Here is a 21335-nt window from a genome sequence, read left to right on the forward strand (position 1 = left end):
TTCCAACCGAAAGTTAGGTGATCCCCCATGAAGGTCATTGCCCTTTGCGGAAGTCCCCGCAATGGAAACACAGAGTTTTACCTGACTCAGGTGCTGGGCCATTTAAAGGCACAGGGTCATGAAACATCGCTGATTCTCCTCAAAGATAAAAAAGTCGAGCAGTGCACCGGCTGTTACCAGTGTATTGAAAATAAGGCGTGTGTCGTTCAGGATGATTTTCAGGCTGTTTTTCAGGAAATGATTGAAGCTGATTGTATTGTTGCCGGTTCGCCGGTCTATAACGGCTCCATCACCCCTCGTTTGAAAGCAGTGTTGGACCGGGCCGGCTTTTCTGCCCGGTGGATGAAAAATGAGCTGAACACCACTGACAAGAAATATAACTGGGGACAAATGATTTTTTCCCGAAAGCTTTTTGCACCTATCACCGTGGCCCGCAAAACCGGGCAAACCTTCGCCTGGTCACAACTGGCCCTCTGGGCTGGTGTGAATGATCTGATTTTGGTAGGTTCCAATTACTGGACGGTGGGCACCGCCGGCACTTCCGGAAAAATGAATGCTGATGAAGACACAGAAGGCGCTTCTATTATGGCGCATCTAGCCGACAACCTTCATTTTTTACTGACAAAAATCCATCAATAGCCTGAGCTGTTTTTCTCAGCCCGTCTGTAACTTTTTTTCGTCAATCCCATTCAATCAGGAGGTGGCTCCATGCAGGGAAAAACCATTGATCAAATCAGTCTGGGTGACCGGGCTTCCTTTGAAAAAACCATCACTGAAACCGATGTGTCTCTCTTTGCAGGGCTCAGCGGTGATATGAATCCTGCTCATATGAGCCGGGTAGCCGCTGAGAAATCTCGATTTGGTGAACGCATTGCCCATGGACTAGTTTCTGTTTCGCTGATCTCAGCAGTACTGGGAATGCATCTTCCCGGCCCGGGTACCATCTATCTGGGTCAGGAAATCAAGTTCACTCTGCCTGTCAAGATTGGAGATACTGTTTGTGCCGAGGCAGAGGTGATTGATATGAATCCGGAAAAAAACCGAGTCGTGCTAAAAACCACCTGGACCAATCAACATGGCCAGGTGGTGATTGAAGGCAAAGCAACCGTCATGCCCCCGGTGGCATCCGCCTCGTCATAAGCATCACCATGCACCGAAACGTCAGTCATCATTGCACTTTCTTGCACTTTCAGCGGTCATCGCAAAACCTGCAACAACAGCCAGCCTGTCCATGCATCTTAGTATGACAGGCTGGCTGCATCCGGCGAAAATCATCCATTATTGGAGGGAATCAAATGAACCAAACCAATCAAACCGTTATTGTCACCGGAGCCGCCAGAGGGATCGGTCAGGCTACTGCTGTTGCTTTCGCCAAAAAAAATGCCCGTGTGGTCTTATGCGACCTGAAACTGGATTGGCTTGAAGAAACCAGGGCGCTTGTCAAAGAGGCCGGTGGAGAATCTCTGGCTTACGAGGTGGACGTTGTGGACCGAGACTCCATTGCCCGCATGGTGGCCGATGTGATACAGCAATGGAACCGTATCGATGTGTTGGTCAACAACGCCGGCATTACCGCCGACGCACAGTTGAAAAAAATGTCTGAGGAAGCTTTTGATCAGGTGATTGACATTAATTTAAAAGGTGTTTTCAATTGTACGCAGGCCGTGTTGCCTGCCATGTTGGAGCAACAGGATGGCGTTATCCTCAATGCTTCTTCGGTGGTGGGAGTTTATGGCAATTTCGGTCAAACCAATTATGCCGCCACCAAATGGGGTGTCATCGGCATGACAAAAACCTGGGCGAAAGAACTGGGTAAAAACGGCATTCGGGTGAATGCTGTGGCTCCCGGGTTTATTGCCACACCCATGGTGGCCAAAATGCCGGAAAATGTGCTGGATATGATGAAAGGCAAATCTCCCCTTAACCGTTTGGGAAAACCTGAAGATGTGGCCAACGCCTACGTTTTTCTGGCATCACAGGAGGCTGGTTTTATCACCGGTACTGTTCTCAGTGTTGACGGCGGCGTTGTTTTGTAATCCCGTAACGCGATGATCCCTCTCCCGCAGCCATTGTCAAACACCCTGGAAATGTCCCCTTGTCTCAAAAACATCCCTTGCAGCAGCAGTTATTACACTGTGTTCTGCTATCCGTCAAGAGGGCAATGAAATATATTAAGCCGTTACAGTGTTTACGCACGAAAATACCCGTGAATCAGGACCATTTAATTATCCTGAGTTCGCGGGTATTCTTATGCTGCACATATAGTTCATGCTACATTAGAGGTGTAAATCGACAAGGGGATATTTCCTCTGACCCAAAAATCTGTCGCCCAAACAGAGACCAGCAAAACGTCCTCTTGCCCTACAATTGTTGCCAGCCAGATCGGGCAGCTCCCATCAAGGCTACTCTTGGGTTTAGAATCACATGAAGGGGCATTTTTTTCATGGTGTCTGTAAACCGGCCTTTCTCCTGAAAATCTTTTAGAAATCCTGGCTCTTTCAGCAAAGGTAACATGCGGGGCGGAATTCCGCCGCCGATGTAAACGCCGCCGGTGGCCAGCACTTTCAGTGCCAGGTTGCCCGCCTCAGCTCCCAGAATGCTGACGAAAAGACGCAAGGCTTCCCGACAAACAGGACAACCGCCGTCTTTCATTCCTTCTCTGATAATCACCGGAGTTGCATCTGTTGCTGCATTTACTTCTTTCCAAACGTCGTCCTCTGACGGTAATCCTGCGGTTTTCGCCGCAAAACGGTACACATTGGGAAGTCCAATTCCTGCACAGATTCGTTCATAGCTGACATGGTCAAACTGTTTCTGTAAAAAGCGGAGCAGGGCCATTTCTTTTTCATTACGGGGCGCAAAGTCTGTATGACCGCCTTCTGAAGGATGCGCATGATATTCTCCCGCAGCCCAGGTAAGATAAGCTTCTCCCAGGCCGGTTCCCGGAGCAATCACTGCCATGGCACCTGTTGGTTCTGCCTCACCGGCGTTGAGGGTTAATACATCTTCTGCTTCAAGAACGGGTACGGCTCCGGCAAAAGCCACCAGGTCATTCAAGAGAGTTATCGATTGAAAGTTTAGCGCTTCCATCAGTTCTTTTGCATCCATCTGCCAGGGAAGATTGGTTACCTCCACCCGGCCCTTGACAATGGGCCCTGCCACACCAATGGCGCCATGTTTCACCGGAAGGGGATGCTCTTTCAGAAAATCCCGGATCACTGCTGTAAAGTGGGGATACTCCCGATTAACGAATGATGCCTCTGCCAATGGCCTGCGCAAACCCTCTTCCCTGGCAAAAACAGCCAGGTTGGTTTTGGTACCACCCACATCCCCTGCCAGCATTAACACTGATTGATTCGACATGATTATCCACCTCCCTGATATTCATTACAGCCAATCGTTGCTGTGTCATTCAAAAGACATATTCACAAGGTGCTCTATAACAGTTCTTTCATTTCAATCATGCGGGTAGTATAGGCATAGCAACGATTGCGCCCCTGTTCTTTTCCCCAATAGAGTGCCGTGTCAGCTTTTCGAATGGTGTGATCAATCTGGTCCGAAAGCAGGTCAAAGACTGTGGCTCCAACGGTAATGGTTAACTGATGACGATTAACGCCATCATTGAAAGAATGGTTTTCCACCGCTGAACGCAAGCGCTCGGCCATCACCATCGTTCCTTTCAAGTCTGTATCCGGCAGCAGCAGAATAAATTCTTCTCCCCCCCACCGGGCAACGGAATCCTGTTCCCGCTTCAGACTCAACATCAGTTCGGCCAGTGCTTTTAAAACATAGTCACCGCATTGATGGCCAAAATGGTCATTGAATTTTTTGAAATGATCCACATCGACCATCAATAATCCAAAAGGCTGTTGATTTCGATTGGACAAGCGAAGCTGATATTCCATTTTTTCGGTGATATCCCGTCGGTTGGGAAGGCTTGTGAGGGTGTCAAAACGCGATAGATACTCCAGTTCACGATTAGCTTCCCGAAGCGCATCTGCCATATTCAGGACGCGCTGCTGTTCTTCTTCATAGCTGCGGGCAAAAATCAAAAAAAGCACGGTGACACTCAGTGCAGAACCGATCAGGCCATATAGATTGCTGTAGAGCAATACCCGGGGATCGGTGATGGGCTTGATCAGTTCACTGCCCAGCAGGTCCAGGTAAATCATCCAGCCAGTTGTGGTAAAAAGCACCAGCAAATAGATCCACCGTCTGACCCCCTGATGGATGGCCATTAGCACCACTGTCAGGTAGGGAACAAAAAAAGGAAAGCCTCCAAAGAGACCTCCGTGAGCCATCCAAAGATAAGGAACCAGCCCAACACAGGCAAACAGAGAGGCTGCAAAAATCGGCCCCCGAAAACGGCCATAACTGACAGCATACCAAAAAAAACCGCCAATGATAGCTGTCATGGCAAAGGGTGCCAGTACCCGGTCTACTGGTGTCCGATAATACAAATTGGCTGCACCTGACAAAAACGTCAACAACATGCCAATCATCAGCAATGTGAGAAAAATGCGCTGTTCCAGTCTGCTGTCAAGATTTTTATTGTTTGGCAATCCCCTGATCTTCACTTTCATTGGTAAACCGCCTGTCTCAAATCTGTCGTTTGAATGTAACGGCCATGGTTTTTCCCGGTTTAAGTGAGATTTACCATTCTGTCTTATCTATTGCCATTATAAAATGTGTCGGCTTGTACGTCAAACTTTCGTTCGTTTTTCAGGTGTTCATTTGAAACTACATCTTGCTGATATAGGATGGATTTCACCATTCCATTTCGAATCTCCCACAGATTCGCCTGTACCCGGAAAATATCCCACTGGTCGATTTCAAAAATGCGCGACCAGCTATTCATAATCTCTGTACGTTCCCGGGCATAAAAATGAGCTGTTTTGTGATCGAAAAATGAGTACACATCTCGGTGACCCCGGCGTCTCATCTCTTCCCGGTAAGTCTGGGCATCATCGGAGTCTTTGGGAATATATAGGTGGTTCAGCACATAATCCCATTTAACGCTGTCAAAGTAGATGACTTCCGATTCATCCACCTCCAGCACATACACCACTGTTTCTTCAGTTGGTCGCAACATGTTCGCCTCGCTGACTGAGCACCAGACAGGAAACATCACCTCAGCCGGTTTCGGAACCCGCTGGTTTGCCGCCTGAACAAACCAGCTGTAAAGAGATGCAATGTAGTCGGTGATTTCTTCAAATTTCTCCTTCAAATGTTGCGGGGTGATGCGAATCACCCCATTCATTTTAAGCTCTTCGAGACTCCGAATATCCTGCCGTGTCCACAATGTCACTTTTCCTGAAGCGGGATTTCGATCTGGATTCATATTCCTCACCATCTTTCTTGGTTCGGCCTGATTGATTTGATTACTGATGTTGGTCAAACACAGATTCAAGCTGTTGGTAAACAAAATCAGGAACTGCTCCAAAGCGCCACAGGGCGACACCGCTCAATTGGTAGCGTTGTACCAGTTTCCATTTTTCCGTCAAACTTCTTTCACTTTCCATATAAATCACGTTCTCATTTCCCTGTTCGTCCATAAACTGGAGGTAACTGACCTTTGCTGTATGATCCCACAGTTCTGGCAGTGATCGCTGGTGCATCAGCTCATACACTGAATGAAGATACGGGTGGGTAATTTGCCAGGTGCGCGTAAGCAATTCGCCATCCTCTACATCTTGTGTCTGCGGGCGAGCGGTATAGCGAACTGCCGGCAAACGAACCCCCAGTGTTATTTTTTCTGAAGGCACCAGTTCCACCAACTGTCGAATTCCCGATTCAACCAGTGTTATGGGTGCGGTGGCGCTGGGCTGCTGACGGTCATGATAATCATAGGCCATGACAACCATTTCATCCGCAAGTTTACCCAACTGTGCATAGTCGTATCCCAGGTAAGCACTGTTTACCGGTGGCACTGTCACCACCAGGCGATAACGACTTCCTATCTGTTCAGCCAATTCAGTCACGAAAGCCGTATAGCCACTGCGTGCCTGCCGGGCCTGGTCTGAATGCTGCTGTAACCCCAGCCCTTCAATATCAAGGTTCACACCAGTAAATGCTTCACTTTGCAACTCGCTGAAAATCGTTTCCACCAACGCTGCCCGTTGCCCGGCATTGCTCAGCAGCTCAGCCAACATTCCCTGGCTCTCCTGGGCAAATATCATCATCGTCCTGTCAATATTTCGATTTTCCAGTTCTGCCAATACCTGTTCGTACCCACTGGGTCTTCGAAAACCGTGAACTGCCCCATTGGTAATGAGCTCTCCTGCCTCATTCATTTCATACCATCCCAAATGCACCTGAGAAAACAACCTGGCCCACGGGTCGGCAGACACCTGGGGATAAGTCTCTCCAAACAGTTCATTCCAGCTTGATCTGTCACCCGCCCCCAGCGCATAGAATCCTGATAGTTTTCCATTGACAGAGTGAAGTATTGGTTCATAGGTCATGGCAATATGGCCGTCCTGATAGTCCACCTGCACTCCGAAAGACTCGCTAAAATCTCTCAGCGGAATAAAGGCTCTGCCCTCTAAAATCTGAGGCGCCGCATTCATTTCCCTTCCACTTCCATTGAAAACTGCCATTCTTGTCCCCACTGTCATCACCAGTTCGACCCCGTCAGCAGTGGCTGTGATTCGTTGGGTCTCTTCCTGCCAGTCGACATCGACGCCTATGGCTTCTGCCAAACGCCTGAAAGGCACCAGTGTTCTTCCTTTCCAAACCACCGGAGCTGTTTCACCAAAAATAATGGGCTGACCGTTCAACGAAATGGTCAGTGAATTCTGAGCATATATGGGCTGTAATATCGATATTGCCGTCAATATAAGTAATACGAGCCCCACTGTAAATATTCCATTTATGCATTGATGCGCTGCTTTTGCCGTTAGAGAATTTTGGTGCTGTCGCTTCATTGTCTGCTGCCCCCTTGTTTAATCATTGCTTGCTGGTGTCAATTGACTGAAATTTTTTCACCGTTCCTGATATCCTTCATCTTCAGGCAGGTCTTCCGCTGAAGCAGCCTGCTTCACCAGTTCATCACATCGCTCATTTTCCGGATGACCACTGTGGCCTTTCACCCATATAAACTCAATCTCATGCTTTTCGATGAGTTTCAGCAGCTTTTCCCATAAATCAATATTCTCTGCCATATCTTTTTTGTTCCGCTTCCAGTTGTTGGCCTGCCATCGCTTTGCCCACCCTTTGGAAACACCGTCCACCAGGTATTTGGAGTCACTGTACAACTTAATCATGCAGGGATATTTCAAGAGTTCAAGGGCTCGGATACACGCAGTCATTTCCATTCGATTGTTGGTGGTCATCCGAAACCCGCCAGAAATTTCTTTTCTGTGGTCTCCATGCACCAGAATGGCCCCGTAACCGCCCTTTCCCGGATTACCCAGTGCCCCGCCATCTGTATAGATCTTCACTTCTTTCATGGTTTCCATCACGCCTTTCAAAATTGCTGGCTGCACGAAATGATCTGACCACTTCTGATTTAGTATAAATCAGCCTGTTCCGACCGCCCATTTCAAATTGTTTTGCAATATATATTTTCGACATTACTTTTCAAAACCCTTCTTTACCATATCATTAAATCATAAAGTTTTCACCTGCGGATCAGTGCTGAGGGGTTTTGTCACAGCTTTGATGAAATCGTACTATCTTCTTTGTTTCCTTCGGATATCTGTTTTTGCTGTCTGGTTTTTTGAAGAATTTCTTCACTTCTTTTGACAATTCTGTTCAAAGTGATAGAATTAATACAGGTGCAGTTTGGCAGCAACTGTGTCATGTCATATTTTCTATCAAAGGAGTGTGAATCATATGATCAATTGCAGCAAAGAAAGACTGCAGGACAAGATTCAAACCTTTAGTCAGTTCGGTGATACTGGAAATGGTGGCATTACCCGGCTATGCTTCACGGAGCCAGAACTGCAGGCCCGTGCCGAGTTTAAAAGACGTTGTGAAGCGCTGGGAATGGAAGTCAAAACCGACGACGTGGCCAACATGTATGCGACGCTGAAAGGCACTGAGGATCTGCCGGCCATTGCCATGGGTTCTCACCTGGACTCTGTTATCAAAGGCGGCAATTATGATGGTGTTTTAGGTGTCCTCACAGGCCTTGAGGTGGCAGAAACCATCGTGAAAGAAGGCATCAAGACCCGCCATCCCATCACGGTGATTGCCTGGACCAACGAAGAAGGCTCTCGTTTTGGACCAGCCATGATGTGTTCAGGAATCATCACCGGCAAATTTGACGAAGCCACCATGATGGCTTCCAAAGATAAAGAAGGAGTTACTTTCAAAGAAGCCCTTGAAGCCAGCGGCTACAAGGGTAATCAAAGCAACCGGTTTAAGGCTGATGATTACAAGGCTTTCTTCGAACTCCATATCGAGCAGGGACCAGTGTTGGAGGCTGAAGGCAAAGAAGTGGCTGTACTCGGCGGTGTTGTGGGAATGGTTAACTACGAGTTCATCACCAGAGGACAAGCCAACCACGCAGGCACCATCCCTATGCCCATGCGTAAAGACGCTCTTTATGCCATGACTGCCGTTATCCAGTATCTGCATGACGAACTGGACAAGCTGGACTCCAAGCTGGTTTATACCACCGGTGAATTCAGCGGCGCCCCCAATGTGCATACTGTTATCCCCGACTATGTACGTATTACATTAGATTCACGTCATCAAGACCCCGAAGTAATCAAACAAGTGGTTGATGTGATTCATGCCGTGCCAAAAGAAATGCATGGCTGCCCAGTTACCTACCGGGAACAATGGGCACGAAACACTGTCCATTTTGATCCTGCGTTGGTGAACCTGGCAGAAGAAACAGTCAAAGAATTGGGCTATTCCTATAAGGTTATGTATGCCGGAGCCGGGCATGATGCCCAGTTTATTGCCGACATCGTTCCTTCTGCCATGCTTTTCGTTCCCAGCGATACCGGTTACAGTCACTGCGAAAAAGAACATACACCTGTGGAGCAGTGCTGGAAAGGGTGCAATGTGCTTCTCAATACTGTTCTGGCCCTTGATAAAAAATAAGCAACATTTCATACACCGTAAAACAGCAGCCCTGCTCTTCTGAGTGGGGCTGCTGTTTCTATGCTGTGATCGTTGTGATCAGTATGATCATTAGAGAGTGGCATTCAATGCTTCCTGAATGGCCTTTTGATGATCGGCATCCACCCGGCCACTGCTGTGGCCTTTGCTCCCGATAAAATGAAGGTCCACATGACCATGCATGTCATTCCCTTTCACTTCGTCAAGGTTGGTTCCTCTCCCAAAACCGCCGCTTCTATTATCCACTGTCTGCAGTGCCGGAAGATCATCTCTTCCCGCGTGGGGCATGGGGGCAATGGAAGCTGCAATGCGAAGACCGTGCACCTCTACAATCACCGGTCTTCTGGACCAGTTCCATTCACCACCTGCCGTTTTCTTAAAGATGGCTGTATCTTCTTTTGTCAGCGTTTCAACATCGGCGTGGTTGGTCCCATAGGTGCGCTTCACTTTATACGACAAACCTGTCCACACATCAACAATCGTGGCCACATCGCCTCTGGCAAAAAGATGCTCCACCTCACCAAACCAGGAAAGCGCCTTGATTTCTGTCTGGCTGTTGGTGTTTGTCCTTGAACCACTTCCTCTGGTGACAGTCATCTCCGCCATTTGCTCCGGTGACTGAACGAATGTGGTGATCATGGAAAGTGTCTTGGCTCCAGCGATCCCATCCGGTGTTAATCCGTGCTGTTCCTGAAAAGCAGCCACTGCTGATTCTGTCACCTGTCCAAAGTATCCTGTGGGTTCCATTGTGAAGTATCCCAATGCTTCCAAATGTCGCTGCAACTCCTGCACTTCCTGCCCCGACATTTCTCTTTTCAAAAGGCTATTTTCCGTGAAAGCGTCTGCCTGCAACGGCAACAGTACTGCCATTATCAATACAGTGATGACTCCCACCCGCTTAATCTGTTGATTCATAGACATATGTAACCTCCCGAAGTGTAATTACCGGCCAATCCCGGTATATTCCGGATTATTGTATCATACTTCGGGCTTTATGAAAAACCCCCTGACTGGTATCAAGCTGTCAACAGACTGAAATCAGAGAAAGACAGTCTTGTAAAATAAAAGAAATTGATGCTCAGCTTCTTATAAAATCGAGATGATGATAGTCAGTCATCTGTGAGCCTCTCGCGGATTATATGGATTGGGTCACCGAATAGATATGCACCAGCTGTTTATGAGAAAGCACCGTATATGTTGATTTTTCTTGAGAAATGGGTATGCAGAAAAGTAGAATCAGCGAACCTTCCTTCACTTTATCATACTGGCTGCAAGAATAATCGACATATCTTCTGTACCCGTTCATCATCATGTTGTATAATAGGGAAAATGAGGTGAAGCCCATGTACGCCCTCAAACCCATGACCACTGAAGATTTGATGACACTGGACCGCCTGATGCCAGTGCCTTTTGTGCTGATTAATCTAAGTAACCATCTTTATGCCAGCTCATTGTTTCGAAAGCTCACAGGCTTTTCTGGTGACGAAATCACTTTTCGCCAGAGCCTTCGTGTCATTCATCCGGATCATCGGGAAGCGTTTTTCATGCGCATCGTCGATATTCTGGATCACCCGGAAACATTGGAATCCGCCGGGATCGAATCCAACCAACTGATTAAGGAAGTTTGCCTGCTAACCCCTGAGGGACCCTTTTGGTTTGACTATCACTTTACCCTGGTACATTACCAGGAAAGACCGTGTATCCTCGCAACACTGAATGACGTGACATCAAAGAAGCTGAACCAGCAGGCACTGGGCCGGCTCATTAATCTGAGAGAAGCCATGCTGGAAATCACCCAGTCGGTGATTGGTGTCGAATGCTTGGACAACATCTATGATCTGGTGTTGAAAAAAGCCATTCAGGCCATTGATGCTGCCGAGGTGGGTTCTATTATGCTACGGGAAGGCACCTTGCTTAAAATGGCGGCTCATCGGGGTTTTAAGAATGAATTGATTGATCACTTTCAACTGCCCATTGAAGAATCGTTCCTTTACAAGGCCACCAACGGCAAACTGAACTACATTGCCAAAATCGATAATATTACGTCATTGGAAAATGTTTACGCCATTCCCCTGGAAAATGGCGGCGACCGCACCATCAAATCTTCCATCACTGCTCCCATTTTCATTGAAGGCGACTTTTTCGGAGTGGTCGATGTGGAATCCACCCGTTTAGCGGCTTTTTCTGATGATGACCTGAAAATCATGCAGTTTATTCGTAACCATGTGGAGATTGCCATTGCCAATTACCTGCTATATGAAGAAAAACGATACTTATCTCAATATGACTCACTCACCGGAATCTACAACCGCACTTTTTTTGAGGAAATTTTCAGCCAGGTGCTGGATAAAGCTGAGCGGTACCGGGAAATGTTCCATTTAGTGCTGTTTGACCTGAACTGCTTAAAGGTGGTCAATGACCACCTGGGACATTTGGCAGGCGACCAGTTGATTCAGCGTTTTGCTGCCGGATTAAAACGAATCACACGAAAAAGCGATGTGCTGGCCCGCTATGGCGGCGATGAATTTGTAGGTGTTTTTTATTATACCGACGAAACTCATCTGCACCAAAAAATGCTGGATTTTCTCAGTGAACTGGAGCGGGAAGAAATCATTATTGATGACACAGCCATCCACAACTCCTTCAGTTATGGCATTGCCACATATGGCAAAGACGGCACCACCCTGCAGGAAATGGTACGTATCGCTGATCTGCGCATGTACGAGTTTAAAGACACCTATAAAGCCGCCCGACCTGCCATCTTCTCAATTAAAAAGGATTTTCGGGACGAGCAGTCCTGACCTTGCCGCCAATAGCTTCGCCGCCGGAAACCATCTTCCGGCGGCGATTTTTCATCACATTTCGCAGCGCTTTCGCAGTGCTTCCCACTTTGAATCCACATCTTGTTGCAGCTCTTGAATCAAGTGACGGTTTTCCGGCTGAAACAGGTGTTTAAAACGTCCCTGGGGTTCCAGAAATGCTTCGATGGGCAGTTTTTCCTTTGGTTGGTATGACAGCTGCCACTGCCCGTTGATCACTTCAAAGAGTGGCCAGTAACAGGTATCCACCGCCAAACGGCAGATTTCCATGAGGTCCTCCGTTTCATAGCGCCATCCCCTGGGACAAGGCGCCAGCACATTGAGAAAGGCTGGTCCTTCCGTATAAATGGCTCGTTCCGATTTTTCATGTAGATCTTTAAAGTTTGCCAGAAAAGTGGTCTGTGCCACATAGGGAATCTCGTGGGCGGCCATCACGCCGGCGATGTCTTTCCGAAACTGCTGCTTTCCCTGAAGCGCACTGCCCACAGGAGATGTGGTGGTATCGGCATACTTGGGAGTCGCCGATGAACGCTGAATCCCTGTGTTCATGTACGCGCCATTGTCATAGCAGACATATACCATCTCATGCCCACGTTCCATGGCACCGGAGAGAGACTGAAACCCAATGTCGTAAGTACCGCCATCACCTCCAAAGGCGATGAATTTATAGGTGTCGTCCAGCTTTCCTTTGTGCCGCAACACCCGATAGGCTGTTTCAACTCCTGACAAGGTGGCTCCCGCGTTTTCAAAAGCATTATGAATAAAAGAATCCTTCCAGGCGGTGTAGGGGTAGGTAAATGTGGAAACCTCCAGACAGCCGGTGGCATTTGCAATAACCGCCCGATCACTTTCTTTCAGGGCCCGCAGCACCCCTCTCACAGCAATGGGTGCTCCACAGCCGGCACACATACGGTGCCCGCCGGTTAAACGTTCCGGTTTGTTCATAACTTCTTTAAATGCATAGGCCATATGTCATCCCTCCTTATTCTCTGACGCTCAGGTATCGGTATACCTCACCAGGATCGTTGGTTTCCATGATATCAAACAATGATTCGTAGACCATCTCAATGTGCTGAGTGGTCACATCACGTCCTCCCAGACCATAAATATAATTAATGATCTGCGGCCGCTGTTCCAAAGGGTAGAGAGCCGATCGCACCTCGGCAAAAACCGGTCCTCCAGCCGCCGAGAATCCCTCGCTGCGATCCATCACTGCCACTGCTTTCAAATGGGCCAGGGCCTGACAGATTTCTTCCTGGGGAAAAGGCCTGAACATCCTGATTTTCAAAAGACCTACTTTTTTTCCTGCAGCACGCAGGGTATCCACTGTACTTTTAGCTGTACCGGCAGTGGAGTTCAGTACCACAATGGCTGTTTCTGTATCTTCCATGCGGTAGGCTTCAAAATAATCATATCGGCGCCCGGTGAGGGCTTCAAAGTCTGTTGCCACTTCTTTGGCCACCTGACAAGCATTTTTCATGGCTTCTGCCTGCTGGCGTTTATGTTCCATGTAGTAGGCTGCTGAATCATAGGGGCCAATGGCGATGGCTTCATGGGGATTCAACAGACTGGTGACAGGTTCATACTGCCCCACAAAATTTTTCACCACTTCATCTTCCATCAGTTCAATATTCTCGATGGAATGGGAGGTGATAAACCCATCCTGACACACCATTACCGGCAGCTGTACCTGGGCATGCTCTCCAATACGCACTGCCTGAATGAAATTATCATAAGCTTCCTGATTGTTTTCACTGTAGAGCTGAATCCATCCGGCATCACGGGCTCCCATTGAATCGCTGTGATCCGCGTGTATGTTGATAGGGCCTGAAAGCGCCCGGTTCACCACTGCCATGGTGACGGGCAGCCTGTTGGAAGCTGCCACATAGAGCATTTCCCACATAAGTGCCAGCCCACAGGATGACGTGGCTGTCATGGTGCGGGCACCGGCAGACTGGGAACCGATACAGGCCGACATGGCGCTGTGCTCTGACTCCACCAGAATTAAACCTGTATCTACCGCTTGATCTGCCACGTATTGGGAGAAATACTGAGGTATTTCAGTGGAAGGTGTGATGGGGAACGCCGCCACCACATCCGGATTGATCTGTTTCATGGCATAGGCAATGGCTTCATTGCCCGATAATCTTTCCCGAATAGCCATCTGCTTCACTCCTTTATTTGATTTCTTTTGTCCATTCAATGGCTTCAAAGGGACAGGCTTTCACGCAAATTCCGCATCCCTTACAGTGATCATAATCAAACTTTTCCCGTTTACGCTCCACCACCGGAATGGAAGAATCAGGACAAGTGGGGGCACACAGCAGGCATTGGCGACATTTTTCCTGAAGCCATACCGGGCGCATGGTCCGCCAGTCTCCTGTTTTGAAATGCTGCGCACTCCCTGCTTCTGTCACAATACCGCCAGGGGAAATGGCTTTCCATCCAATCTGTTCGTTAATCTCAATTCCCGCTTTAGTTTTCATCGCCGTGCACCTCCTGCATTGATCGAACCAGTGCCTTCATGTTGCCGGCTACCACCTCTGTTTTTGATGCAAATTTATGCTCAAAAGAGTGCTGCATGGTCTTGATAAATTCATCGTCTGCCATCATGCCACTTACCTTTACCACCGCTCCCAGCATCGGAGTGTTGGGGAACGGCCGTCCAAGTGCTTCCTGTGAGATTCTTTGAGCGTCAATGGTATAGAGTCGTCCATCATAATTTTCCAGACAGCGCCGGATTTCATCTGGTTTTTTTTCAGTATTGACAATAACGGCTCCTGCTGGCTTCAGACCTTTCATCACATCCACCACACCAATAAGCGTTTCATCAACCACCACCACATAATCCGGTTCATAAATATTGGAATGGATGGTGATTTTATCACTGCTGATGCGTGTATAGGCCGTAATGGGCGCTCCCATGCGTTCTGGTCCATATTCAGGAAACCCCTGCACATATTTTCCGGCGTCAAAGGCTGCATCTGCCAGCAGCAGCGCCGCCGTTTTCGCCCCCTGGCCGCCCCGGCCATGCCATCGTACTTCCATCATATTCGACAATTCAATCCCTCCCTGCATGATTTATCTCTTTAACGTAGCAACTATCATGCCAATTCTCACACATTGTTGATTGCTCCACTTTGCAGGGTGTTTCGCAGGTGAGAAACAGATAGCTCCTTAAAAATGTGATAAACAAGCCTATTGTTTTGTTAGATATGTGTTATAATCAATCAAAATGTTAGAAAAGGTGGCTGCCATGAAAAAACCGGACCTTCTGTCTCTCCCATTAACCCTTCACGACCTTACCCAGCACGACTTTTATCGACAGATTCTTGACCGGTGTAACGATGGTGTCAATGTGGCTGACCTTCAGGGACGCCTGGTGTACGCCAATCCGGTTTCAGCCGCTTACGCAGGTTCAACTCCCAACGAAATGATTGGTGAAGACATTACCCGCTTCTACCCCAAGGCTGTTTTGCTTTCGGTGCTGGAAACCCAACGTCCAGTGCTGGACAAGCAAATTCACTTCATCGGTGGGAAAAAATATCTTGTCAGCTCCTTTCCCATCTATCTAAATGGCCGCTTTTGCGGTGCCTATTCAGTTTTTAAAGATATTCAGGATATCGAAATTCTCAACCGACGCATTAAAGCGCTTGAGATGAAGCTGTCACTGAGTTCAGTTGAGCATGACCCCATGCAGATCATCGGCAACGAAGGCTCACTGAAAGAAGTGTTACGGGCTTCTCAGCGTACTGTGGGATCACTGGGCGGTCCCCGGCATTCCATCATTATTGGTGAATCGGGAACGGGAAAAACCATGCTGGCTCGCATGATCTACCATTATGCCATCCAGGTGGGAGTTCTGGACCGTCAGGCTCCCTTTGTGGAGATTAACTGTGCTCAGTACACCAATGCAGATATTGCTGCCGTTGAAATTTTTGGCTCTGAGGAAGGTGCCTACACCGGCTCCAAACAAAAAAAAGGCCTGTTTGAACAGGCCAGCGGCGGCATTCTCTTTCTTGATGAAGCTCATGCTCTGGAACACTACCAAACCACGCTGCTGAAAGCTGTTGAATCAGGTAAAATACGACGTATTGGCGGCAACCGGGAAATCGCCGTGGATGTCATTGTCATCGCTGCTTCCACCCATAACCTGAAGGACGAACTGTTGCCCGAACTTTATCAGCGCCTGGCCCAGTATGAACTGGTGCTTCCGACGCTGGGGGATCGGAGTACATCAGAAAAGGAAGCACTACTTCACCATTTCATCAAAAAATATGAAGATGCCGTGGCGCAATATCACGGCATCCAGTATCAGGTACGGTTGAGTCCAGCAGCCCGGGAGGCTCTTTTAAAGGCCCAGTATCCCCGCAATATTCGCCAATTGCGGGATGTGGTGAATCATAGCATCGATGCTGCTTCTCCGCTGATTTCAGAAGTTCAGGGAGAAGTGTCCCTGACAATTGAAGTGCAGTTGAAGCATCTGCCCTTCGACTGTCAGTCGGAAAGCACTGCCGTCACGTACACTGCCATTGAAGGCCCTGTCAAACAGATGGTCCACCAGCTTGCCGGCGAAGGCCTTGGGCCCCGAAAAATCGCCCGGGCTCTCCAGCAGGAAGGCTGGCCCATCGAATACTATCAGGTGGCCTATTATTTGAAGCGCCATTTGTCTTGATCAATCATCATCTGCCCATGAGTGTCAGCAATATTCCCTGCATCAGTCCAATGAGCATCCCCAGAAAACCACCGATCCACTCGATCTGTTTTAACTCCCGGCTGGCGACCGCCATCACCATGGCTTCCAGCCGCTCCATGGGAAAGGCATTAATCTTCTCTTCCACCATGGCAGCCAGCTTGATTCCGGCGGTACCTTCTTCCATCATGTACTCCAGCAGTTCATTCAACAAACGATCACTTTCCCGGTTCATCAGATCACTGACAAAGTGATCCACCGGTTTTTTCATCACGTCTTTCAAAAAAAAGGGCACCCGCTCCAGCATCATTTCGTTGAGATATAGACGGAGAAATAATTTCAACTCTTCCTTCTGCTCCGGTCGGGCAAAGGCCTGCAGAATATCTTCCATTGAAAGCAGCTCTGTTTCAATCTGAACTCCCACACTCCTTGCCAGCTCCGCCTTCCGCCGGGGAATGAGCCCCTGAAGCTTAAAGCCGGGTATGGGTGTTGTCACAGGTGTGTATGGCTTGAAAAGCAGCCGGATGGCCAGTCGGTTTGTCAACCAGCCGACGAGACCGCCCACTATCATCATTAAGAGCCAGCCAAATCCCATCATCGAATCTCCTCCTTACCCTTATTATTGTAACACACCTTTCACTGAATTCATTCAATTAGTCCGGTACATTTGCTTATCTGTGGGTATTAATGTAACAACCAAACTTACTGGACCGAAAGGAGCGAACAACAATGAGAATTCTGGTATGCGTAGACGGTTCAAAGGAAAGCATGAAAGCTGTGGTAAAAGCTGTGGAAATTGCCTCCGGTTGCCGCATTGATCACGTGGCTGTGCTTCATGTGTATGAGAAACTGACCATGACAGTCGTTGAATATGCGGATGAACAGTATTACGTGCAAGAAATTAAAAAGTTGGAGAAAATGAATGAAGAAATGGTGGCGCATCGCCAAAAAATTGTAGAGCATGCTGCCATGCGTTTCCGGGAGAAGGGTATTGAGGCTGAAACCATGTTGAAAGAAGGACATCCTTCTCATACCATCTCTCAAACGGCTGAAGAAGGCAACTATGATCTGATCATTTTAGGCAGCCGCGGTGGCGGTGGCCTGAAAAAACTATTGCTGGGCAGTGTGAGCAACGCAGTGATTCAGGAAACCAGCTCCAGCGTTCTCGTCGTTAAATAATCAAAGACCCTCCGTTCGGAGGGTCTCAGACTGTAGACAAAATAAGATGAAGACAAGGGATTTGGTAAGGGACAGCCTTGGAAATCTTGTCAGTGTTTTTTCGAAAAGGAGAGAAAACCGCCAGCGCCTGCTGTTTGAGCGCAGCGAGTTCAGGTGCTGTTTTCGAGACTTTCGACTAAAAACACACAAGATTGGAATCAGCTGGCCAGTCCAAATCCCTTTGTCTTCAGCCTCAGACCCTCCATTCGGAGGGTCTTTTCATTTAGAGGGTTTCTTCGGTGATGAGATCCTGAATAAAGGCTCCCGGCGGTACCATGGGAAAGACCTTATCGTCTTTGTCGATGGGTACGTGTACCACCACGGGTCCTTCCTGAGCCAGGGCTTCTTTCAGAACTGCTTCCACATCTTCCACCTTATTCAACCGATAACCTTTGGCTCCAAAGGCTTCCGCCAGTTTGACAAAATCGGTGTGCCTTTCAATGGTGGTTCCGGCATATCGTTTATCAAAGAAAAGATCCTGCCACTGGCGCACCATCCCCAGTACCCCGTTATCCAGAATAATGATCAGGATGGGCAGCCGGTAATGCGCAGCGGTCGCCAGTTCGTTGCAATTCATAAGGAAACTGCCGTCACCGGCAATGTTTATCACTTTTTTATCCTTTCGCCCAATGGCTGCTCCCATACAGGCTCCCAGACCAAATCCCATGGTACCCAACCCACCAGAGGTAAGGAAGGTGCGGGGTTCACTGTGGGTATAATACTGGGCGGCCCACATCTGGCTTTGCCCCACTTCAGTGGTAACAATGGCCTGGCCGGAGGTAAGGTCGCTCAACGTGCGAATCACGGTATGGGGTTTGATGGTGCCATTCTGGTTGGTCGCCAGGGGATACGCGGTTTTCCAGTCCTGAATCTGTTTCACCCAGGACTGACGCGCTTCCACGTGGGTGTCTTCCAGCGCAACGTTGAGCTTCTGAAGGGCCAGCTTGACATCACCGCTGAGGTGATGCACTGCCCGCACGTTTTTATTCACCTCTGCCGGATCAATGTCAATGTGCAAAATAAAAGCATCGGGGGCAAAGCCTTTCACATTGCTAATCACCCGGTCACTGAACCGCGACCCCACCGCGATGAGTAAGTCACACTGGGTCGCCGCCAGATTGGACGTTTTGCTCCCATGCATGCCGATCATACCAGTGAACAGTGGGTGTCCTGTATGCACCCCTCCCAAACCCATAAGGGTGGAAGAGAATGGGGCGTTCATTTTTTCGATGAAGGCCAACACTTCTTCACCAGCGTCGGCTCGAATTACCCCGCCCCCTGTCAAAATAAAGGGTTTCTTTGACTCTTTAAGAATTGCCAGGGCGTTTTGCAGGGATTCCATTGTGATGGTATCCTGCTTTTCGACGACCTGTAGCTCCCGGGGGGTGTAGGTGGCCATGGCCACAGATATATCCTTGGGAATATCCACCAGTACCGGTCCCGGACGGCCTTCGTTGGCAATATGGAACGCCCGTCGCAGGGTATCGGCCAGTTGGTTCACATCTTTCACAATAAAGCTGTGTTTGGTGATGGGCATGGTAACCCCCATGATGTCCACTTCCTGAAAACTGTCTTTGCCCAGGAGGGGAAGGGACACATTGCCTGTCACCACCACCATTGGAATGGAATCCATGTGAGCAGTGGCAATGCCGGTGACGGTGTTGGTGGCCCCGGGACCGGAAGTGGCGATAACCACACCGGTTTTTCCCGTTGCCCGGGCATAGCCGTCTGCCGCGTGGGTGGCTCCCTGCTCATGGGAAGTAAGGATGTGCGTGATGCGATCCTGGTATTCGTAGAGGGCATCAAAAATATGGATGACGGTTCCTCCAGGGTATCCAAAAACCGTATTCACGCCCTGTTCCAGCAGGCATTCCATCAGTATTTGGGATCCATTGAGCTGCATGGTCAGGCTCCTTTCTTTTCAAGCTGCTTCACCGCTGCCACAACAGCGGCTCCCATTTCCCGGGTGCCAGTCAATTGACAGCCGTCACTGTAAATATCACCGGTACGCAGGCCCTGGTTTAACACGTGCTCCACAGCGCTCTCCATCAGCATCGCTTCTGCTTCCAGTCCGAAAGAAATACGCAGCATCATGGCTGCCGACAAGATGGTGGCCAAGGGATTGGCCTTGTTTTGGCCGGCAATATCAGGTGCCGAACCGTGCACAGGCTCATACATGCCACCCTGATCTTCCCGCAGACTGGCAGAAGGCAGCATACCGATGGATCCGGTGATCATTCCCGCTTCGTCTGAAAGAATGTCCCCAAACATGTTTTCTGTCAGAATGACATCAAATTGTCCGGGACTCTTCACCAGTTGCATGGAGGCATTGTCCACATACATATGATCGAGACTGATGGTGGGATAAGCCGCCGCCTCTTCCATCACTGTTTTTCGCCACAGGCGGGAGCTCTCCAATATATTCGCTTTATCCACACTGGTCACCTTACCCGATCGGCCTTTCGCCAGCTCAAGGGCCACCCGGGCAATGCGCCGTATTTCACTTTCATGGTACTGCATAGTGTCATACGCATACCAGCCGCCGGTTTCGTCCTGAAGACGCTCCTGCTTACCGAAATAGAGTCCCCCGGTAAGCTCCCGCACCACCATGATATCAATACCCTTGGCGGCAGTTGCCGGGTGAAGGGGGCAGGCATCTTTTAATGGCTGGAAGAGCACCGCGGGCCGCAGATTGGCAAAAAGACCCAGGCTTTTACGAAGCCCCAGCAACGCTCTTTCGGGCCGGTATTCCCCCTCAAGGTGATCCCATTTGGGTCCTCCAACGGCCCCAAGCAACACCGCATCTGCTTCCTGAGCCGTTTGCAGGGTTTCTTCCGGCAGAGGATGCCCCGTGGCATCAAGGGCAGCTCCCCCGGCCAATAACAGGGGGTACGAGAAGGTGTGGCCGCCTATGGCAGCCATCGTCTCCAGTACTTTGATGGTTTCCTGAATGACTTCCGGTCCGATTCCGTCTCCAGGTATTGTGGCAATGGTGAACTTCATGAGAGTTCCTCCTTCACCCGGCCCACCAAGCCGTCGGCGGCAATAATGGCCTGGATGAATGGCGGGAACGGTTGTGTCTGATAGGTTTTGTTCCGGGTTTTGTTGGTGATGGTGCCGGCAGCAAAATCGACCACCAGCTCATCCCCTTTTTCCACTTCATTGACGGCTTCCTCACATTCAAGAATGGGTAAGCCGATGTTGATAGCATTTCGGTAAAAGATCCGGGCAAAGGTCTGTGCAATAACGCAAGACACTCCTGCAGTTTTAATGGCCAGCGGCGCGTGTTCCCGGGAAGATCCGCAGCCAAAGTTTTTGCCGGCCACAATCACATCTCCCGCTGCCACTTCTTTCACAAAATCGGCATCAATGTCTTCCATGCAGTGGCTGGCCAATGCTGCCGGGTCGGAATTATTTAAATACCGGGCCGGAATAATGACATCCGTATCCACGTTGTTTCCATAAACAAAGGCTTTTCCCTGTGCAACCATGGGTCACTTCCTCTCTTTCGGTTCCGTCAGTAAATGTAT

Annotated in this window: 21 protein-coding genes; 7 read left to right on the top strand and 14 right to left on the bottom strand. The window is 49.1% G+C overall.

Features of this window, described 5'->3' with window-relative positions; genetic code table 11:
- The first annotated feature begins 27 nt into the window (after window positions 1-27).
- The 3 genes from QOL74_RS02165 to fabG all read left to right on the top strand — a co-directional run bounded on the left by QOL74_RS02165 (window position 28) and on the right by fabG (window position 2036).
- Window positions 28-639 carry a flavodoxin family protein gene (locus QOL74_RS02165; RefSeq protein WP_283407781.1) on the top strand — a complete coding sequence of 204 codons (612 nt, stop codon included), beginning with the start codon at window positions 28-30 and terminating at the stop codon, window positions 637-639.
- A 69-nt stretch (window positions 640-708) separates the two neighbouring features.
- Window positions 709-1140 carry a MaoC family dehydratase gene (locus tag QOL74_RS02170; RefSeq protein WP_283407782.1) on the top strand — a complete coding sequence of 144 codons (432 nt, stop codon included), beginning with the start codon at window positions 709-711 and terminating at the stop codon, window positions 1138-1140.
- 155 nt (window positions 1141-1295) lie between these two features.
- On the top strand, window positions 1296-2036 hold the full coding sequence (gene fabG / locus QOL74_RS02175; protein ID WP_283407783.1) for a 3-oxoacyl-[acyl-carrier-protein] reductase: 741 nt from the start codon (window positions 1296-1298) through the stop codon (window positions 2034-2036).
- A gap of 325 nt (window positions 2037-2361) precedes the next feature.
- On the opposite strand, the gene glk is transcribed toward fabG, so the two are convergent.
- The 5 genes from glk to rnhA form a co-directional block, all read right to left on the bottom strand.
- Window positions 2362-3363 (bottom strand): glucokinase, encoded by a 1002-nt coding sequence (glk, locus tag QOL74_RS02180; protein ID WP_283407784.1) that lies wholly within the window; start codon window positions 3361-3363, stop codon window positions 2362-2364.
- Window positions 3364-3437: 74 nt separating this feature from the next.
- Complete coding sequence (locus QOL74_RS02185; RefSeq protein WP_283407785.1) at window positions 3438-4583, bottom strand: GGDEF domain-containing protein; 1146 nt, start codon at window positions 4581-4583, stop codon at window positions 3438-3440.
- An 83-nt stretch (window positions 4584-4666) separates the two neighbouring features.
- Window positions 4667-5341: a DUF3841 domain-containing protein gene (locus tag QOL74_RS02190; RefSeq protein ID WP_283407786.1), complete on the bottom strand. Its 675-nt coding sequence runs from the start codon at window positions 5339-5341 to the stop codon at window positions 4667-4669.
- Window positions 5342-5381: 40 nt separating this feature from the next.
- Window positions 5382-6926: a stalk domain-containing protein gene (locus tag QOL74_RS02195; protein WP_283407787.1), complete on the bottom strand. Its 1545-nt coding sequence runs from the start codon at window positions 6924-6926 to the stop codon at window positions 5382-5384.
- A 57-nt stretch (window positions 6927-6983) separates the two neighbouring features.
- The gene (gene rnhA / locus QOL74_RS02200; protein WP_283407788.1) at window positions 6984-7451 is read right to left on the bottom strand and encodes a ribonuclease HI; all 468 of its coding nucleotides are present in this window, start codon (window positions 7449-7451) and stop codon (window positions 6984-6986) included.
- Between the two features lie 385 nt (window positions 7452-7836).
- Between rnhA and QOL74_RS02205 the strand changes: the two genes are divergently transcribed.
- Complete coding sequence (locus QOL74_RS02205) at window positions 7837-9057, top strand: Zn-dependent hydrolase (RefSeq protein ID WP_283407789.1); 1221 nt, start codon at window positions 7837-7839, stop codon at window positions 9055-9057.
- A 90-nt stretch (window positions 9058-9147) separates the two neighbouring features.
- Here QOL74_RS02205 and QOL74_RS02210 read toward each other — a convergent pair whose 3' ends face one another.
- Window positions 9148-9996, bottom strand: a complete 849-nt coding sequence (locus QOL74_RS02210; protein ID WP_283407790.1) for a peptidoglycan-binding domain-containing protein — start codon at window positions 9994-9996, stop codon at window positions 9148-9150.
- Window positions 9997-10418: 422 nt separating this feature from the next.
- On the opposite strand from QOL74_RS02210, the gene QOL74_RS02215 reads away from it, so the two are divergent.
- Window positions 10419-11876, top strand: coding sequence for a sensor domain-containing diguanylate cyclase (locus QOL74_RS02215; protein WP_283407791.1), 1458 nt, complete (start codon window positions 10419-10421; stop codon window positions 11874-11876).
- Between the two features lie 54 nt (window positions 11877-11930).
- Here QOL74_RS02215 and QOL74_RS02220 read toward each other — a convergent pair whose 3' ends face one another.
- Genes QOL74_RS02220 through QOL74_RS02235 form a run of 4 tightly spaced genes read right to left on the bottom strand, consistent with a single transcriptional unit; the run spans window position 11931 to window position 14954 of the window.
- Window positions 11931-12863, bottom strand: a complete 933-nt coding sequence (locus QOL74_RS02220; protein ID WP_283407792.1) for a thiamine pyrophosphate-dependent enzyme — start codon at window positions 12861-12863, stop codon at window positions 11931-11933.
- A 13-nt stretch (window positions 12864-12876) separates the two neighbouring features.
- The gene (porA, locus tag QOL74_RS02225) at window positions 12877-14058 is read right to left on the bottom strand and encodes a pyruvate ferredoxin oxidoreductase (protein ID WP_283407793.1); all 1182 of its coding nucleotides are present in this window, start codon (window positions 14056-14058) and stop codon (window positions 12877-12879) included.
- Window positions 14059-14071: 13 nt separating this feature from the next.
- A complete protein-coding gene (locus QOL74_RS02230) occupies window positions 14072-14380 on the bottom strand; it encodes a 4Fe-4S binding protein (RefSeq protein ID WP_283407794.1) in 309 nt (102 codons plus the stop codon).
- Entirely contained in the window at window positions 14370-14954 is a 585-nt protein-coding gene (locus QOL74_RS02235; RefSeq protein WP_283407795.1) for a 2-oxoacid:acceptor oxidoreductase subunit gamma family protein, read from the bottom strand. The genes QOL74_RS02230 and QOL74_RS02235 overlap by 11 nt, the downstream gene beginning before the upstream one ends.
- Window positions 14955-15150: 196 nt before the next feature.
- Here QOL74_RS02235 and QOL74_RS02240 point away from each other — a divergent pair, with 196 nt between their 5' ends.
- Window positions 15151-16569, top strand: a complete 1419-nt coding sequence (locus QOL74_RS02240) for a sigma 54-interacting transcriptional regulator (protein ID WP_283407796.1) — start codon at window positions 15151-15153, stop codon at window positions 16567-16569.
- 7 nt (window positions 16570-16576) lie between these two features.
- Here the strand turns inward: QOL74_RS02240 and QOL74_RS02245 are convergent, their stop codons facing one another.
- The gene (locus QOL74_RS02245) at window positions 16577-17185 is read right to left on the bottom strand and encodes a DUF445 domain-containing protein (protein ID WP_283407797.1); all 609 of its coding nucleotides are present in this window, start codon (window positions 17183-17185) and stop codon (window positions 16577-16579) included.
- A 131-nt stretch (window positions 17186-17316) separates the two neighbouring features.
- Between QOL74_RS02245 and QOL74_RS02250 the strand changes: the two genes are divergently transcribed.
- Window positions 17317-17766 carry a universal stress protein gene (locus QOL74_RS02250; RefSeq protein ID WP_283407798.1) on the top strand — a complete coding sequence of 150 codons (450 nt, stop codon included), beginning with the start codon at window positions 17317-17319 and terminating at the stop codon, window positions 17764-17766.
- A 262-nt stretch (window positions 17767-18028) separates the two neighbouring features.
- Here QOL74_RS02250 and ilvB read toward each other — a convergent pair whose 3' ends face one another.
- The 3 genes from ilvB to leuD are packed head-to-tail and all read right to left on the bottom strand — an operon-like array spanning window position 18029 to window position 21296.
- On the bottom strand, window positions 18029-19708 hold the full coding sequence (gene ilvB, locus QOL74_RS02255) for a biosynthetic-type acetolactate synthase large subunit (protein WP_283407799.1): 1680 nt from the start codon (window positions 19706-19708) through the stop codon (window positions 18029-18031).
- A gap of 2 nt (window positions 19709-19710) precedes the next feature.
- Window positions 19711-20808 carry a 3-isopropylmalate dehydrogenase gene (gene leuB, locus QOL74_RS02260; protein WP_283407800.1) on the bottom strand — a complete coding sequence of 366 codons (1098 nt, stop codon included), beginning with the start codon at window positions 20806-20808 and terminating at the stop codon, window positions 19711-19713.
- Window positions 20805-21296, bottom strand: coding sequence for a 3-isopropylmalate dehydratase small subunit (gene leuD, locus QOL74_RS02265; RefSeq protein ID WP_283407801.1), 492 nt, complete (start codon window positions 21294-21296; stop codon window positions 20805-20807). The genes leuB and leuD overlap by 4 nt, the downstream gene beginning before the upstream one ends.
- Window positions 21297-21335: the final 39 nt, after the last annotated feature.

This window comes from Anoxynatronum buryatiense (assembly GCF_900182905.1).
In the GTDB taxonomy this organism is placed as follows: Bacteria; Bacillota; Clostridia; order Peptostreptococcales; family Tindalliaceae; genus Anoxynatronum; species Anoxynatronum buryatiense.